General features: G+C 64.7%; 14 protein-coding genes and 1 tRNA gene. 8 read left to right on the top strand and 7 right to left on the bottom strand.

Annotated features, from left to right (window positions below):
- The first annotated feature begins 1 nt into the window (after position 1).
- The 3 genes from ACWDOP_RS17745 to ACWDOP_RS17735 all read left to right on the top strand — a co-directional run bounded on the left by ACWDOP_RS17745 (position 2) and on the right by ACWDOP_RS17735 (position 3,436).
- Entirely contained in the window at positions 2-1,105 is a 1,104-nt protein-coding gene (locus ACWDOP_RS17745) for a PDR/VanB family oxidoreductase (RefSeq protein ID WP_456346020.1), read from the top strand.
- Positions 1,106-1,145: 40 nt separating this feature from the next.
- Entirely contained in the window at positions 1,146-2,912 is a 1,767-nt protein-coding gene (locus tag ACWDOP_RS17740) for an SDR family oxidoreductase (RefSeq protein WP_456345959.1), read from the top strand.
- Between the two features lie 191 nt (positions 2,913-3,103).
- Positions 3,104-3,436 (top strand): hypothetical protein, encoded by a 333-nt coding sequence (locus ACWDOP_RS17735; protein ID WP_456345958.1) that lies wholly within the window; start codon positions 3,104-3,106, stop codon positions 3,434-3,436.
- Positions 3,437-3,909: 473 nt separating this feature from the next.
- Here ACWDOP_RS17735 and ACWDOP_RS17730 read toward each other — a convergent pair whose 3' ends face one another.
- The 3 genes from ACWDOP_RS17730 to ACWDOP_RS17720 form a co-directional block, all read right to left on the bottom strand.
- Positions 3,910-4,425: a hypothetical protein gene (locus ACWDOP_RS17730; RefSeq protein ID WP_456345957.1), complete on the bottom strand. Its 516-nt coding sequence runs from the start codon at positions 4,423-4,425 to the stop codon at positions 3,910-3,912.
- Positions 4,426-4,428: 3 nt separating this feature from the next.
- Positions 4,429-5,436 (bottom strand): TerC/Alx family metal homeostasis membrane protein, encoded by a 1,008-nt coding sequence (locus ACWDOP_RS17725; protein ID WP_456345956.1) that lies wholly within the window; start codon positions 5,434-5,436, stop codon positions 4,429-4,431.
- Between the two features lie 196 nt (positions 5,437-5,632).
- Complete coding sequence (locus ACWDOP_RS17720; protein ID WP_456345955.1) at positions 5,633-6,061, bottom strand: nitroreductase family deazaflavin-dependent oxidoreductase; 429 nt, start codon at positions 6,059-6,061, stop codon at positions 5,633-5,635.
- A gap of 115 nt (positions 6,062-6,176) precedes the next feature.
- Between ACWDOP_RS17720 and ACWDOP_RS17715 the strand changes: the two genes are divergently transcribed.
- Positions 6,177-6,250, top strand: a tRNA-Ile gene (locus ACWDOP_RS17715).
- 1,106 nt (positions 6,251-7,356) lie between these two features.
- Positions 7,357-8,286, top strand: a complete 930-nt coding sequence (locus tag ACWDOP_RS17710; RefSeq protein ID WP_456345954.1) for a NaeI family type II restriction endonuclease — start codon at positions 7,357-7,359, stop codon at positions 8,284-8,286.
- A gap of 105 nt (positions 8,287-8,391) precedes the next feature.
- Here the strand turns inward: ACWDOP_RS17710 and ACWDOP_RS17705 are convergent, their stop codons facing one another.
- Positions 8,392-8,478 (bottom strand): NUDIX domain-containing protein, encoded by an 87-nt coding sequence (locus tag ACWDOP_RS17705; protein WP_456346019.1) that lies wholly within the window; start codon positions 8,476-8,478, stop codon positions 8,392-8,394.
- Complete coding sequence (locus tag ACWDOP_RS17700; protein ID WP_456345953.1) at positions 8,479-8,787, bottom strand: hypothetical protein; 309 nt, start codon at positions 8,785-8,787, stop codon at positions 8,479-8,481.
- A 1,240-nt stretch (positions 8,788-10,027) separates the two neighbouring features.
- On the opposite strand from ACWDOP_RS17700, the gene ACWDOP_RS17695 reads away from it, so the two are divergent.
- Entirely contained in the window at positions 10,028-10,819 is a 792-nt protein-coding gene (locus ACWDOP_RS17695; RefSeq protein ID WP_456345952.1) for a hypothetical protein, read from the top strand.
- A 109-nt stretch (positions 10,820-10,928) separates the two neighbouring features.
- Here the strand turns inward: ACWDOP_RS17695 and ACWDOP_RS17690 are convergent, their stop codons facing one another.
- On the bottom strand, positions 10,929-12,962 hold the full coding sequence (locus ACWDOP_RS17690; protein WP_456345951.1) for a hypothetical protein: 2,034 nt from the start codon (positions 12,960-12,962) through the stop codon (positions 10,929-10,931).
- Positions 12,963-13,915: 953 nt separating this feature from the next.
- On the bottom strand, positions 13,916-14,143 hold the full coding sequence (gene cutA, locus ACWDOP_RS17685) for a divalent cation tolerance protein CutA (protein ID WP_456345950.1): 228 nt from the start codon (positions 14,141-14,143) through the stop codon (positions 13,916-13,918).
- 181 nt (positions 14,144-14,324) lie between these two features.
- On the opposite strand from cutA, the gene ACWDOP_RS17680 reads away from it, so the two are divergent.
- Both ACWDOP_RS17680 and ACWDOP_RS17675 read left to right on the top strand, forming a co-directional pair.
- The gene (locus tag ACWDOP_RS17680) at positions 14,325-14,864 is read left to right on the top strand and encodes an RNA polymerase sigma factor (RefSeq protein WP_456345949.1); all 540 of its coding nucleotides are present in this window, start codon (positions 14,325-14,327) and stop codon (positions 14,862-14,864) included.
- A complete protein-coding gene (locus ACWDOP_RS17675; RefSeq protein WP_456345948.1) occupies positions 14,861-15,145 on the top strand; it encodes a hypothetical protein in 285 nt (94 codons plus the stop codon). Before ACWDOP_RS17680 ends, ACWDOP_RS17675 begins: the two co-directional genes overlap by 4 nt.
- The last annotated feature ends 187 nt before the right edge of the window (positions 15,146-15,332 follow it).

The raw sequence follows: 15,332 nt of genomic DNA, 5'->3' as shown, positions 1-15,332 counted from the left end.
CATGACACGACCGGTCCCGCTCGACCCGCCGCGCGATCTCTACGGCAAGGCACGGCCCGACCGCACCACACGGGTTTTGGACGCGATCGCGGAAACGCGGCTGCGCTGGACCACCCTGGTGAACCGCAAGCAACCGCCCGCCCCGATCGACGACCGGCGCATACCGCTGGTGCTGGTCGAGCGCCGGATCGAGGCACACGACAACGACGTCGTCAGCCTCATGCTCATCGCGCCCGACGGCCGCGCGCTGCCGCCGTGGCGGCCGGGTGCGCACCTGGACGTGGAACTGCCCTCGGGACGGGTGCGCCAGTACTCGCTGTGCGGTGATCCCGCCGATCGGCACAGCTACCGAATCGCGGTGCGGCGCATACCGAACGGCGGCGGCGGATCCATCGAGATCCACGACGCGCTGGCGGTCGGCACCCGGGTCACCGTGCGCGGGCCGCGCAACGCGTTCCCGTTCGTGCTGCCCGGCTACGGATCCTCCGCCGCCCGAGTGCATTTCGTGGCCGGCGGCATCGGCATCACCCCGATCCTGCCCATGATCCGGATGGCGGAATCGCTCGGCGTGGACTGGTCCATGGTGTACGCCGGGCGCTCTCGCGACACCATCCCGTTCCTGTCCGAGCTCGAAGCCTTCGGCGACCGGGTCACCATCCGCACCGACGACGAGCACGGTCTGCCCACCGGCGCGGACCTGCTGCCCGGCGTGGGCGGCGACACCTCGGTGTACTGCTGCGGGCCCGTCGTCATGACCCAGGTCATCGCGGACCGGGTGCGCGAGATGCCCGGCGTGGAAATGTATTCCGAGCGCTTCTCACCACCGCCGGTGGTCAACGGCACCGCCTTCCAGGTCGAGCTGGCCCGCACCGGCGTCACCATCGAGGTGCCCGCGGACAAGTCGGTGCTCGAAGAAGTGCTCAAAGTCCGCCCGGACAGCCCGTATTCGTGCCGTCAAGGTTTCTGCCGCACCTGCCGGGTGCGGGTGATCGACGGCGATGTGGACCATCGCGACACCGTGCTCACCGCCAAGGAGCGGGACGCCGGGGACGCGCTCATCTGTGTATCCCGCTGCGCCGGGGAACGTTTGGTGCTGGACCTCTAGCCCTTTCGCGTTCCCCACCCTCTTGCCCAGGAGAAGATCGATGACCGATCAACAGCCCATCATTCCCGCGAGCGAGCGCGTCGTGCGCAGTGGCGAATTCGATATCGCCGTCTACGAGTACGGCGAGCCGTCCTCGGAAACTATTGTGCTGGTGCACGGCTGGCCCGACGACAACCACCTGTGGGATCGCGTGGTGCCGCTGCTGGCCGACCGCTTCCACGTGGTCACCTACGACACCCGCGGGCACGGCCGCTCCACGCGCACCGATCGCACCGAGGACTACCGGCTCGAGCACTTCGCCGCCGACTTCTTCGCCGTGGCCGACGCGGTCAGCCCGGATCGGCCCGTGCACGTGCTCGCGCACGACTGGGGCTCGGTCGAGATGTGGGAGGCGGTGTGCGAGCCCCAGGCCGCCGACCGGGTGAAGTCCTTCACCTCGGTGTCCGGGCCGAACCTCGATCACCTGGGCAAGTGGGTGCGCGGCGACCTCTCGCGCGGCAAGGTCTGGGGACCGTTCACCCAGCTGCTGTCCTCGGCCTACACCGGCCTGTTCATGACCCCCGGCCTGCCGAAGGTGGTGCTGCGCCCGCTCGGCACCGAGAAGGTGTGGTCGCGCTTCGTCGGGCTCATGAACGACACCGCGCCCGCCAACATCAAGTTCGGGCCCGAGTTCCGGCGCGACTTCTTCGACGGCATGCGCATCTACCGCGCGAACATCCTGCCCCGCCTGACCGATCCGCGTGAGCGCCGCACCGAGGTGCCGGTGCAGCTGATCATCGCGCGCCGCGACGTGGCCGTGCGCCCGGCCGGCTACGCCGACACCAAGGACTGGGCGCCCAACCTGTACCGCCGCGAGGTCGGCGGCGGGCACTGGCTGCCGTTCTCGCATCCGGAACTGCTGGCCACCTCCACCGCCGAACTCATCGACTCGCTGCGCACCGGGGAGACCACGCGCGCGCTGCGCCGGGCCGAAGTCGGCCGGGAGCTGCGGAGTTTCGAGGATCAGCTGCTGGTCATCACCGGCGGCGGCAGCGGCATCGGCCGGGAAACCGCGCTGGCGTTCGCGCGGCGCGGGGCCGAGGTCGTGCTCTCGGACATCAACCTGGACTCCGCCAAGGAGACCGCGGAACTCATTGCGCGCGAAGGCGGTACGGCGCACGCCTACCAGCTCGACGTGTCCTCCGAGGCCGCGGTGAACGAGCACGCCGCCACCGTGATCGCCGCGCACGGCGTGCCGGACATCCTCATCAACAACGCCGGCATCGGGCAGGCGGGCGACTTCTTCGACACTCCCGCGGCCGAATTCGATCGCGTGCTGAACATCAACCTGTACGGGGTGGTGAACGGCTGCCGGGCATTCGGTAGGGCCATGGCCGATCGCGGGCTCGGCGGGCACATCGTCAACCTGTCCAGCATGGCGGCCTACACCCCGCAGCGCGGGTTCTCCGCGTACTCCACCAGCAAGTCCGCTGTCTTCATGTTCTCGGACTGCCTGCGAGCGGAGCTGGCGGGCAAGAACATCGGCGTGCACACCATCTGCCCCGGCATCGTGCACACCAACATCGTGGCCACCACCCGCTTCGCCGGGGTCTCCGCCGAGGAAGAGGCCGCCAAGCAGGAGAAGTTCGACAAGCTCTACGCCGCACGCCGATACGGGCCGGACAAGGTCGCCGAGCAGATCGTGAAGTCGGTCGAGAGCAACCGCGACGTGGTGCCGGTGACGCCGGAGGCGTGGCTGCAGTACCGGTTCAACCGGTTCGCGCCGGCGGTGGCGCGGTTCTTCGCGGCCCGGGTGAAGCTGACCTAGGAGTTCACCTGTTATTCCGCGCCCGCTGCGAAACGCAGCGGGCGCGGTTTCGTATATCAGGGCAATGGGAACCTGACGGTCGGGTCGCTTCTCGGAATACAGGTTGGTCCGGCCGGGCGGCGGCCAGTAGTTTTCGGCTACGACGAGGATGACCCGGCGCACGAGGCGTCGGCGAGAGCACGGGGGTACGTATGGAACTCATCCTGGGCCTGGTGTGTATCGGGCTGGTTCTGGTGTTCGTGGTCGGCATCATCTTGGCGATCGCCAAGGCATCGACGCGGCGGCGCGATGACCGCTGGCGGCGCGGCGGGTACTACGGGGGCGCGGGCGGCGGTACCTACTACCACGGCAGCAGCGGGTGTGGCGGGGGCAGTCACGATCACGGCTCCAGCGGGTGCGGCGGTGGCTCCTCGTCGGACAGCGGCGGCAGCAGCGGTTGCAGTGGAGGCAGTAGCAGCTGTGGTGGAGGCAGCAGCAGTTGCGGTGGTGGAGGCAGCAGCTGTGGCGGGGGCAGCAGCAGCTAGCCGGGGTCTCGCCGACCTAACGGTCGGGAGTCGTCTTGGAATATGTGTTGTCCGATCCCCTTGCGTGCCAGTAGCTTTCCGCTAAGGGGAAAGTGCCGGCGTCCGATGACGGCGGCAACAGCACGGGGGACAACGCTATGGATTTCATCTTCGGCCTGGTGTGTATCGGGCTCGTCGTCGCGTTCGTGATCGGCATCATCGTGGCCATCAGCCGCGCGTCCGGTCGGCGACGCAACGATCGCTGGCGGCGGGGCGCGTCCTACGGGGGCGCGGGCGGCAGTAGCGGATGCGGCGGTGGCGGCAGCAGTTGGGGTGGCGGGAGCAGTTGCGGGGGTGGCAGCAGTAGCTGTGGCGGCGGCGGAAGCAGTTGCGGTGGCGGCGGTGGTGGTGGCGGCTGCGGGGGAGGCGGCGGCTAGGCCCCCGCACAACGAACCCGAGCCGAGATGGGATACCACCTCGGCTCGGACGTTTTCTCAGTGCGCGGCTTCGGTTTCCGAGCGCAGCGCCTGCTCGATCTCGGCGACCCGGGCCGCGGGAATACCCCACGGCCGCTCGACGCCGACCACGGTGTCGATATCCCACAGCACGCACTGCTCACCGGGTCGCGCGACCATCGACCACGCCACCACGGTGCGGCGCAGTTGTTCGGCGACGGGATCGGGGGTGCCGCCCTTGCCGGTGGCGAACCCGTCGCCGTCCGGGAAGTGGTGCAGGAACTTGCCATAGGCGTCGTGGCAGAACCGCTCGTACCGCTGCGTGCACAGGATCAGTCCGTGCCACGCCTCGTCGACCGAATGCGACGGCATCCCGATCACCTGACCGTCGCGCATGGCCGCCCCGCAGCACCGCAACCACTGGCGCAGACCGGTTTCCACCAGGTCGCGGGGCTGCCAGGGGCAGGTCTTGAAGACCGCCTCGGACAGTTCGAGCGAATCGACGGCCCGGTTCATCTCGTCGAGGCCGGGCCGTCGAAAGCGTTGCAGCAGCATGACTCACGGTACGTCGGCGGTCTGCTTACCGCGAGTGGCGCGCAGGCTCGTCAGGGTGACGGTCGCCAGCACCACCACGATCACCACCAGCGAGGCGGCGGTCGGGATGGTCGGCACGCCCGCCCAGACGCCGTGCGCCCAGTGCAGCACCAGCTTCACGCCGATGAAGGCGAGGATGATCGCCAGGCCGTACGCCAGGTGCACCAGTCGCGAGAGCGCGGCGTGCAGGACGAAATACAGTGCGCGCAAACCGAGTAGGGCGAAGGCGTTGGTGGCGAACACCAGGAACGGGTCGCCGGTGACGCCGTAGACGGCCGGCACCGAGTCGACGGCGAAGACCAGGTCGGTGGCCATGACGGCCGCGACCACCAGCGCCAGCGGGGTCAGGGCGCGGCGTCCGGCCTCCCGGACCGTCATGCGGGTGCCCCGGTAGTCGTCGGTGACCGGCATGAAGCGGCGCAGCAGTTTGACCGACCTCATCTCCGAGATGTCCACGGACTGTTCGTGTCCGCTCATGGCGTCGGAGAGCAGCTTCACCGCGGTGATCAGCAGGATGACGCCGAACAGCAGGAACGCCCAGTCCAGGGTGGCCAGGGCGGCAGCGCCGAGGGCGATGAAGATACCGCGCAGCACCAGCGCGCCGGCGATGCCGTAGAGCAGTACGCGCTGGGCCAGGGCGGCCGGGACCGCGAAGGCGCTCAGCAGCAGCATGAACACGAACAGGTTGTCGACCGAGAGCGATTTCTCGAGCAGATAGCCGGTGAAGAATTCCACGCCGATCGTGGAACCGTTACTCGCCCACAGGTATACGCCGAACGCGACCGGGAGAGCGATGTAGAAGACGGTCCAGCCGATCGCCTCGCGCATGGAGACTTCGTGCGGGCGGCGGGTCAGGGCGAAGTCGAGCACGAGCAGCGCCAGCACGACACCGATGGTGCCCGCCCAGAGCCAGGGCGTGCCGATGGATTCGACGGCGGCGGAACTCGCCAGCAGGGATACGGAGGTACTCAAAACGGGTCTCCTCGAGCGCAGTCAAGTGGCTCGAGGTCTCCTTCACCCGTATTTCAGGGCAACCACCCGGGGCTCGCGATGGCGCGATCCGTATTGACCGGAATGATTCGTGGGAAGTACTCCCCTCGGGGGACAGGGTAGCCGAACCTTAACTCAGCTGTCCAGTTCGAGGGGATTGTCCTGGTCGACGCGCGGTCTAGCGCGGCGTCAGCACCACCACCGCGAGCTGCCGCGTGGTCTTCTTCTGGTATTCGGCGTACCGGCCCTGGTTGACCTTGTCGACGATCGCGAAGCGCCGCGCGTAGTCCGGATCGTCCGGGTAGGTGGCCGTCGCGGTCACCGGGATCCGCTTGGTCCCGACCTGGATCTCGCACTCCGGCCGCGCCTTGACGTTCGCCAACCACCCAGGTGGGCGCGATGATCCGCCGTTGGAGGCCGTCACCAGGTAGGCGTCCCCGTCCCGCCCGTAGGTGAGCGCCGAGGTTCGCTCCTGCCCCGTCTTCCTGCCGATGGTCCGCAGCAGCAACGTCGGGTTCCCGAACAGCAACCGGTGCCCCACCAGCCCCCGGCTGTTCTCGTACAACCACTGATGTCCCCGCAACACGTTCACGAAGAGCGAAGCCACAGCAACCTCCAATCCCTCGATCCGCCTACGACACACTAGGTTCCCCCGTGGCCGAGTAGGCAACGCCACACCCGAAGCGGTACCATCCCAACGCCCGCGGCTTCCGTCGCGGTCAGGGGCGGTAGCTCAGTCGGTTAGAGCCGTGGACTCATAATCCATTGGTCGTGGGTTCGAGCCCCACCCGCCCCACAAACGCCCTCTGAGCAGGGGGCTTCCTTATTTCTGGAGACGTTTTCGCGCGCAGCCAGTACCGGAGGTTCCAGCAGTTCTGCAAGTACCTGACAGCCGAGGAGATTACCACCGGCGATCCGTTCGGCAGGCTGGGTCTTCCGGACGCCCCTGACAAGCTGGTGCTTCTGCCGAGTCTCTGAACACGCTGCTCGACGAGCGCTCTGGAACGGATTTCATCTCGCGGCGGGACAACGCGATCATCCGATTGTTGCCGACACTGGTGGCGCTGTGGGGAAGTCGCCAACTTCTCTGTCGATAATCTCGAGGAAGACTCTGCACTGGTCGTTGGGAAGAGGAACCGGCCGCGCTCGCCTCCGTTCAATGACCAGACGAGAATCGTTCCGCGTCGGTACCTGCAGGTCAGACCGCAATATCCGTTCCCGACGAGGAGTAGTCGACTGTAGCTAGGCAGGCGGAGGCCAATGACCGATCACAGCCATCCGGCAGATGCTGGAACGCCGCGCGGAGGCGGTCGGTATCGAGCACATCCATACGCACATGCTTCCGGCACTGGTTTGCTCACAACTGGCTCGCCAATAGTGGCCAAGAGCAGGATCTGATGATGCTGCCTGGGTAGCGATCACGGCAGATGTGACCGCTATGGCAAGTCGGTTGCGGACGGACGGCCAAGGTGGCACGTCGTCGTGCACGGCTCGGCGACAAGCCCTAACGCCAAATCGGTCGGAACTGATATCCGGAGATCCTGCTTTCATGGCCCGAAACCAGGAACCTGCGACGCTGGGATAGGTGATGCCAGCACCTGGGGGTTACCGGCATGGCCCATCGTGCTGGGTGCTGTCGTCGGGCGCTCACACTGACAACAGACTCGGCTGGGCCTGCATTTCGGGATGCGGACAGTGGTCGGGGCCGTGGCCCTGTGCCTTCGCTGCAGACCCGTCGATTGCATCGTGGCAAGGGTGTTTCGTTCTCTCGCTCTCTGTTTTGATTCGATAGTTGGTTCGCGCAGGATCATTCAGCTGTCGGCGCCATCCTTGCGACGTAGCATGGCCTGTGTTCCTAGAACTCGATGGCGGGATCCCGGATAATCTGGTATCACAACAGTTGTGGCGAAACGTGAGCTGGTCGCTCCAGGGTACATCTGTTGCCCAGACCCCCGAAAAGGTGTAATCCAGTCGTCTCATGCCATTTTGTGTCATGAAACCGATGAGGAACTCCAGGCTGTCTATTCGTGGCTCATAGCCGAGCCAGTCGTCGACAAGCTGCGCAAGGCGGTTGATGACGCGATCCGATATGTTCTCGATGGCGCTCGGACCTGGCGGTTCGACCTTCATGATCCGAAGGTTGACTCGGACGAGCGGTCATCTGTCGGTACGAAGTTGCAATACCATGTTATCGAGCAATTCGGCCTTAAGAAGGAACCGCCGCTTGATACGAGGGTTTGTGGAATCGCAGTGGAGATTAAAGGAACCGTCGGGAAGACGTGGATGATTCCACGTGAGGGGCAATGCGAGATCACGCTAATGATCCAAGTCGATGCGCGGAAGCATCAGTTCAGGGCGCTTCTTATGCGCACACATCGTGCTTGGCTGACCGGGGGGAAGGGTAACCAAGATCTCAAACGCTCACCAATTGCTGATGCCGTTCGCGCCCATGCGATAGTAGTTGCACCGTGGACAAGTCTCCCGTCGGAGCCGCTTCGACAGCTTAATGATGATCAGCTGTCCATTGTTTTCGGTTCGCAAGGTTTGGTGAAACGAATGACTGCTCTATTTGGATATTTGCCCGAAGTGGTCATTCCTCGGTCGAGTATCGAAACGGTTGGCGCTAATCTCAAGGACGCAATGAGACGCGCACGGCAAGCGAAACCCCATGTTCTCGCTGAACACGGACTCATTGTCCTGGTGGGAACTTGGACGGATGAATTCGCCGCCGCCGCCAAACTTGGACACGACCTCAGCAATGAGGCCTGGGTTGCTGTGCCGGTGGCTAAGCTGAAGGAGCGCGGATATAGCTATTCCGATTTCGGAGTCTGACCGAAACCCTCTCTTATCTCCCACAGGGAGTAGTGCTACCACCTGATCGTCGGCGAGGAAGACGACCGTTTCATGGAGTGCCCGAGGTGAACCGGTCGGCATCTTCTACCATTTCACTACGCGGACATCGATTCCGATCTCTTCCTTTACCTCCCGCACAACTGCTTCTGAAATCGTTTCTCCAGCCTCAATTCAGCCGCCCGGGATTGAGTACAGGTTGTTGTCGGTTCGGTAGATCATCAAGATCTGACCTTCGGCACCCTGCGCGATCGCGCTATTGCGACTTGGATGCTGTTCGGTGCGGGCGCAGATGGTTCGTGCAAGTGGAAGTAAGCGGTTCTTGTCACGGGTGAACCTCTCTGAAGTTGCCCGGTTGAGCTCATACCCTTCGTATTCAAAGCCCGTTGTGTGTTCAAACAAGTCCCGTTTAGGTAAACGGCGGAGATGGAGCGTGGGTGCGTGTGCTCCAGGTTGCACGTAAACGTGTGCGTTGACGATCATCGCGTCCTCGATGAGGGTGGTCTCGTGGAAACCAACCGTCGAGACAGGCTCGTTCCTCTGTGCTTCGTATGGATGCCTCAATGGCATTGGGATCGCCAAACAGCATTCGAACCTTGAGGCCCTCGCGGGTTTTCTGGCGGATCAGCCTGCCGAAGGCGGGTTCCTCTGTGAGGAAGAGGTCGACCAGCACAAGGATGTCCAGTTCGGAAGTTGTGCTGTCAAGTAATCGGACCCACAGGTCTGCAGAATCCGGGCACCGAGTACTGCCCGCGACCACCGCAGCGTTCGACGCCGGCGCCGCACCGGTATTCGGATTGGCTGCTACCACGGACTCACCGCCCTCATCGAGGTCCCGCGCCGCCCGCAGGCTGACCAACGGATCGGACGCGGTGGGCGTTCATCCGATTCCACACGGCTGGAAAGTGATTCGAGTCGACAGGACAGCGAGTGGACAGGGCTGGACGGGACTGGACGATGGCCGTCCAGTCTTGGACAGAGCATCGCCTGGACTGTCGAGATGGTGGACACCGCGTCGGTGCCAGGCCGCGACGCGGAGATCCGGCGCCGGCACACGGCGGGTGAATCGATGCGGGCTATCGGTGCCGCAATGAACCTGTCCAGCTCCTGAGTCGGGTTGATTATCGCCGACCCCGACCCCGACGGCAGGGAGGTGCTGAATTTGGTTCGCTGTCCGATCGCCACCAGGGGCAGGACGCACCCCCGTTGATTCCATTACGTATCAAACCTTTTGGAGGACTTCACGACCAACGCACTGACCGACATCGACCAGATCAACGCCGAGCTCATGGCTCCGGGGCCCGCAACCCGTTCAGCAAAGACGTGCAGCCCGGCAACGGGGCCATCGGCGAGATCGTGGCCATGGTGCGTCGGCACCGCCACAACAGCCAGGGCCAGCCGCTGTTCTGGGTCAACTGAAACCGGCAGTCGCCGCGGCCGGGACCCAGTGATCGACTCGCAGCTGATCCTGGAAACCGAAACCCGCGCTCCAATAGGCCGAAAGAAGCCCTCGCGCCGGTCTCGGGTCGAGGGCTTCGTGGCGTTCGCCCGGTGTTTCCATGGCGAAGCTGGCTGGTGCCGGCGGTCGGAGGTGTGCTGGGCGCGCAGGCAGCGGAGGGCTGGACTCGCGACTAGCGACGTCAGAAAGATGTCGGCCGTCCGATCTATTGTATTGCGCGACAAAGGATTCAGCGAGAGCTCGTGCTGAAGGTGCGGTATGTAGATGACGAAGACAACCAGCAGTCTAGAAGTGGTGCGGCAGTTCACCGGCGGTGAGATCGCCCGGAAAGAGTTCGACTGGTGGACTGGCCGAGACGGCTGTGACCACGTGATTCAGACCGTTATGGCCCACACCACATCGGTCCCTTATGAAGTTGCCGCGGACGACATTGTGCGGCTGCAAACCAAACATCCGCTCGGCAACGCGCGGCGCACAGAAGCTGAAGCGGTTGCCTCGATCCGAGACTGGTTCCCGGACTTCGCATTTGCTCATCTCTTCCATCTCATGCTGGAAGAGTACAAGCGCCTGTTTACTTGGCAGGAGTTCTACGAATGGGCTCAAAGCGCCCCTGTGCGTGGATGGCTGTGGATGCCTGCTCAAGAGGCAGTGGCGCGTGCGAAGGCCGAGGGCTTCAGCTCGCAACAGGCCCACGACGCGATGCGCTGGCGCGTCGGCAACTTCTACTACTCGTTCCTGAGAGAGCTCCATGTGCTGGCTGCGCTCCGCGAGCGAGGGCTGCCGATGCAGTTCCACCCGCTTGCCGATGCGCTGTTCCGAGCGGATGCATGGTGTGGGAATGCGTTGCTGGAGCTGTTCATTGGTAACCCCCGGTACAAGTCTGGGAGCCACGGCGGCCGCAAGCGCAGAACCGAGGACTATTTCGCTGACCAGCCCTCGTTCAAGGTGGTCCGCTTCGAGATGCAGCTGCAGCGCACGTACGGTCGCGTTCATGTGCCGTCCGTGGACCAGATCGATCGATGTGCCACAGCAATCCGCCGGGCGATTAGCATCTGACGACCAGCTCCGATGAGAAGTGTTCGGCCCAAACTGTTTTCAAAGTCTGAGGGAAGCGGAATACGGAGAGGCCAGCGGCAAAAGGTGAGTTGCCGCTGGCCCCAATGCTTTAGGCGCTCAGCGTAGTGTCCGCGTCCTCGGTGTCCTGTTCACGGACAGTCGAAGCCGACGCGGCAGCCTGCGCCTGCTCCCATACCGAGGCCGGGGGTTCTGCTGCAGATGACCAGTATTCGACACCGCGCTCGAACCAATCGTCGATATTCTCGCGGATGTCGACCAGCGCCTTGCGCCATCCCTTGGCGAGGCGGGGGATTACACCTTGTGCATCGACGGTGGGAGTGCCGTCGTCATCGGTCATGGTGGCCAGCACGACCATGGCTTCCTGCAGCTTCAGGACGGCGATGTTGACCTCTGCCTGGGCCTGGAGGAACGGGTCGATCTCTTCCTCGCTGTTCGGATCGGGCACGCGGCCCTTCGAGAACTGTTCACGCAAATAGGCATTCGTCAGCGTGACCGGATTTCCGTCGCTGCCGAGAATTGGCTCACCGAGGTCGTCGCGGCGAACCGGCCTGATGCCTGCGCGGCCGTCCTCGACGATCCGGATCAGAGTGTCGATCCCGGCGGGAATGCCGAGCATGGTGGCCAGGACATCGCCAACGGCGCGGCGATCACTCCGGTCATTGCGCGGCACGCGTAGCAAGTCGTGGAGCGCGATATAGTACAAGGCCCGCATAGCCAGCTCCACGCCGTCCGGTCCGATCTGACCGTTGGAGTTCTCCTTGTGCACCGCCTTTGCGAGCGTGTTGATGCGCCGATCCATTGGTGTCAGAACGGTTTCAGCCGTCGCGGACAACAACGCGCCGTTGACCATCGCCTTCATGATGCGGTCGACAGCCGTGTCCTGATACCTTGGGTTGCCACGCAACTCGCGGGCGGCGAGTTCGACAGCCAGGGGGACCTTGGTCTTGCGGCGCACCTGGGCGCGCGTCCTGGCCGCGTCCTTGAGAAGTACGAAGGCAATCGGACGGCGGATCACATCGTGGACGTGCTTCTCGGGCGTGGTGAACAGATAGATCAGGCGCGCAAAGCGATCGTCGGGGTGATGACCGAGGCCGGCAGCCAGCGCATCGCTGCGGCTCATCTTGCCCAGCAGCCACTGGTATTCGTCGCTGCTATTGAGCAGCGAACCGTTGAACACAGCCTGGAGGCATTCGTCGGCCAGCACCGAATGCTGTGCCGGCACAGACCAATCCTGCTTGGTGTTGAGATGCTCCTGGGCGACCTTGACCTTGATGGCCTCGGCGAGGTCGAGATCGTCCTCGGTGCGATCGGCTTCGAAGCCGACGATCAGGGTGAACGGGGCGATCGCGCAGCGGATCTTGCCGCGGGTCTCGTCGGACTGGTCGCTCTCGGGCATTGCGACCAGCTCATTGATCAGCTCGATGAACCTGGTCATCGGAGCGGCGCTGCCGGGCAGACGCATGACCGTATCTTCGGCACTCACGTCGAGGATTTTGTGCGCATGGCTGATCCGCGTCGACCCTTCCTTCACGCATGGCACGGCAATCGGCGCCGAGCCGTCCTGGAACTCCATAACGACCATTACGCCGAACGGAGCGTCCATGATTCCTTGGTCGCCGATCGGCGGATAGGGCGTGTTGGCCTTGCGGGTCTTTTCCATGGCGATATCGAGATCCTTCAGCAGCGCCTCGGGAGAGGCGGCCGAACGAATGAGCTCGGCCTGGTCACTGCGGATACTGCTAGACACCGCCGAATCACCGGAGCCGGGCAGTGCACCTGCCATGGCATACAGGTACTCGGCTGCGTTGCGGGGGTTCTCGGGGTCGGCCATCAGTCGAGGCGTCCACACATCCCCGTCGATGTAGATGAGATTGCCTCCCGGAATCCGCATCCGGCGCGGATTCTCGACCTGCTGGCGAACCTGATCCGGCCGCACCCACATCGTGGACATCGCTCCGGCGGCCCGGTCGCTCATGCCGAGGAACTTCTTGGCCGCGGCGCGAAGCTCGCGAATATCGGCGGGGTCGGCGAGCGAGGGGATCCGCTTGAGGGGGCGCGGCATTTCGGTGTTTTCGCCGACTACTCGGCTGCTGGGCTGCGAGGCCCTGGACTTGCTGGTCAACTGACTGTCCTTTGATTCCGTCACTGCGGAAGTCGTTCTCCCGCAGTCGAACTTGCGGGAGCTGGACGCCGACCAGCCCTCGCTCCGGCCGCATGCGGATCTGGCCCGCGTTAAGCCTGAGCGGCACGGATTCGCCTCTCGCGAACAATGGACGGGCCTCTGAGCGTGAACATTCCGCGCACCTGGGCACTGCCTGCCCGCCTGCAGATCGGCGTCTGCGCTTGGGCTCGTTCGCGACGCAATCCGCGTCGTCGCCGACGAATGTAGCAGCTGGCCATGGCGCGGCGGTAGTGGGTTCTTGCCGAAATAACAAGCAGTCCAGTCGGTTTGATCGGCTCCGGGTTGTATCCGTCAAGGCTGGGCTTACCGGCGCCATGGTTTGATGCTCGATCCTCGGATGGTCCCCGGACGGTGTTACACGGTCGTCTTCCCGTCTGGCGTCCGTGTGCCCCTGGGTGGTGGCGCCTGCATGGTCTTCCCGCGCGCGGCGCCCCTCAATGGCGCTCCTTCGTTGCGTCGCCTACGACGATGGCGCACGCGCGACCCTTGACCGTCAGCCCTGCGCGAGAAGAGCAGGCGTTAACGGTCAGGCCGGGGCCCTGCCCGGGCGGAGGTGCGAGCGCCACAACTCCGGTTCGGACACCCAGCCGATGACATCGGCGACGTGCGGCACGGCAGAGTTGCGGTAGCCGCATCAGCAACGAACTTGTTGACGAGGGCTTTGAACCCGCGGGGAAGACCGTCTCGACACGATCTGGCGGGGAACAAGAATCCTTGTCCAAGGGTTGTGAATGAGTGTTTAGTGACGTGCAGGTGCTTTGCCGGCCTGCACAGAGTGATCTCATATCCACTGGTCGCGGGTTTGAGCCCCACCGCCCCACACATGTGCTGTTCCGCATTGCATATCTGTTGCTTGATTTTCGCATTGCGCTGCCGCTCGGCGGCGGCCTCCACTATTCGGCAAGGGTCGAATCCAGGACCCACTGCCGGTACCCGGGGTGTGCCTCGGACACCGGTACGGCGAGAACCTGGGGCACGTCGTACGGATGGTGTTCGTTCGCCGCCTCTCGGGCGCTGCTTGCGGACCTTCCCCGGCAACGACCCGGGGTGAGCGACAGTCTCGGTCGATGCGCCGGTGCGGGCGTATTACTGGCCGATCCGGGCTGGTGATGGCAGCGCATCGAATTCGCCTTCGAATGCGGCCGAATCCTTTTCGCCGCGGATCCCTCTTATGAGTGCTCGGGCATCGAAGCCCATGCATCGACGAGAGGGATCTGATGACCGTCATTATTGTTGCCGGGGTGGTTGCGGCGGTTGCGGCGTGCAGCTGTGTCGTGGTGGTGCGGAAGCGGAGGGGGTCCCGTGGGTAGCGCGTGGCCGGCGGCGGAGATCGTTGTCGCCGCGCAGGGCGGGGACGAGGCCGCCGTCGCGGCTTTGGTTTCCGGTGCGCACCCGCATGTTCGGCGGTTCGCGTTCGCGTTGTGCGCCACGAGCCAGGACGCCGAGGACGCGGCGCAGGACGCCATGATCGTGCTGTTTCGCAAGATCGGGACCTTGCGGGCCACCGCGGCGCTGGCCTCTTGGATGTTTCGGATCGTGCGCAACGAATGTCTGCGGCGCGTGCGCGAGATGGCAAGCCGGAGTGAGCAGTTCGTCGACGTGGCGACCTCCTCGGCGGAGGACGACGTGCTGGTTCGGCTCGAGGTCGAGCGGGTCGCCGCGGCCATCGCGGCCCTGCCGGCCGATCAGCGGCGGGTGCTGATCATGCGGGACGTGCAGGGATTGCCGGGGAGTTTCGTGGCCCGGGCCACGGGACTGAGCACGGCGGCGATGAAGTCGCGACTGCATCGGGCGCGGGCGGCGGTGCGGGCCGAGCTGAACGGTCAGGGGGCGGTGGAGTGAACGGGTCGAACGCATCTGGCGCGACGTCGTTCGCGAGCGCATCCCTGACCGCGCACCTGGTGCGCGGAATCGTGGGATTCGGTTCGCTCATCGCGTCATTCGCGCTGATACCGGTTGCCGGCGTGGTCGCCCTGCTCCTGCTGCCGGTGGGTGTGGTGGCACTGAAGGGTTGCCCGGCCTGTTGGGCTATCGGGCTGATGCAGACGATCTCACGCGGGCGGCTGCGGCGATCCTGCTCGGACGGCGTCTGCCAGCTGACCGCGCGGCCTGAATCAGATTAGGAATGCGGCGCCTCGGATAGCGGCTCGGGGCGACGTCGCGGCCGCAGCGTCGAGCCTGATCCGACTGCGCGGCCTGCGGCAGATCAGGAAGCGGCACTTCGGATAGGGGTGCGGGCGACGTCGCGGACGAGCCATCGCGCGCAGCCCGTTTCCCTTGCCGGACCTTCTCGATAACTCGGCCGTGGGA

It is taken from the genome of Nocardia sp. NPDC003693 (assembly GCF_053981095.1).
This window is presented reverse-complemented; position numbering and strand designations above follow the sequence as displayed.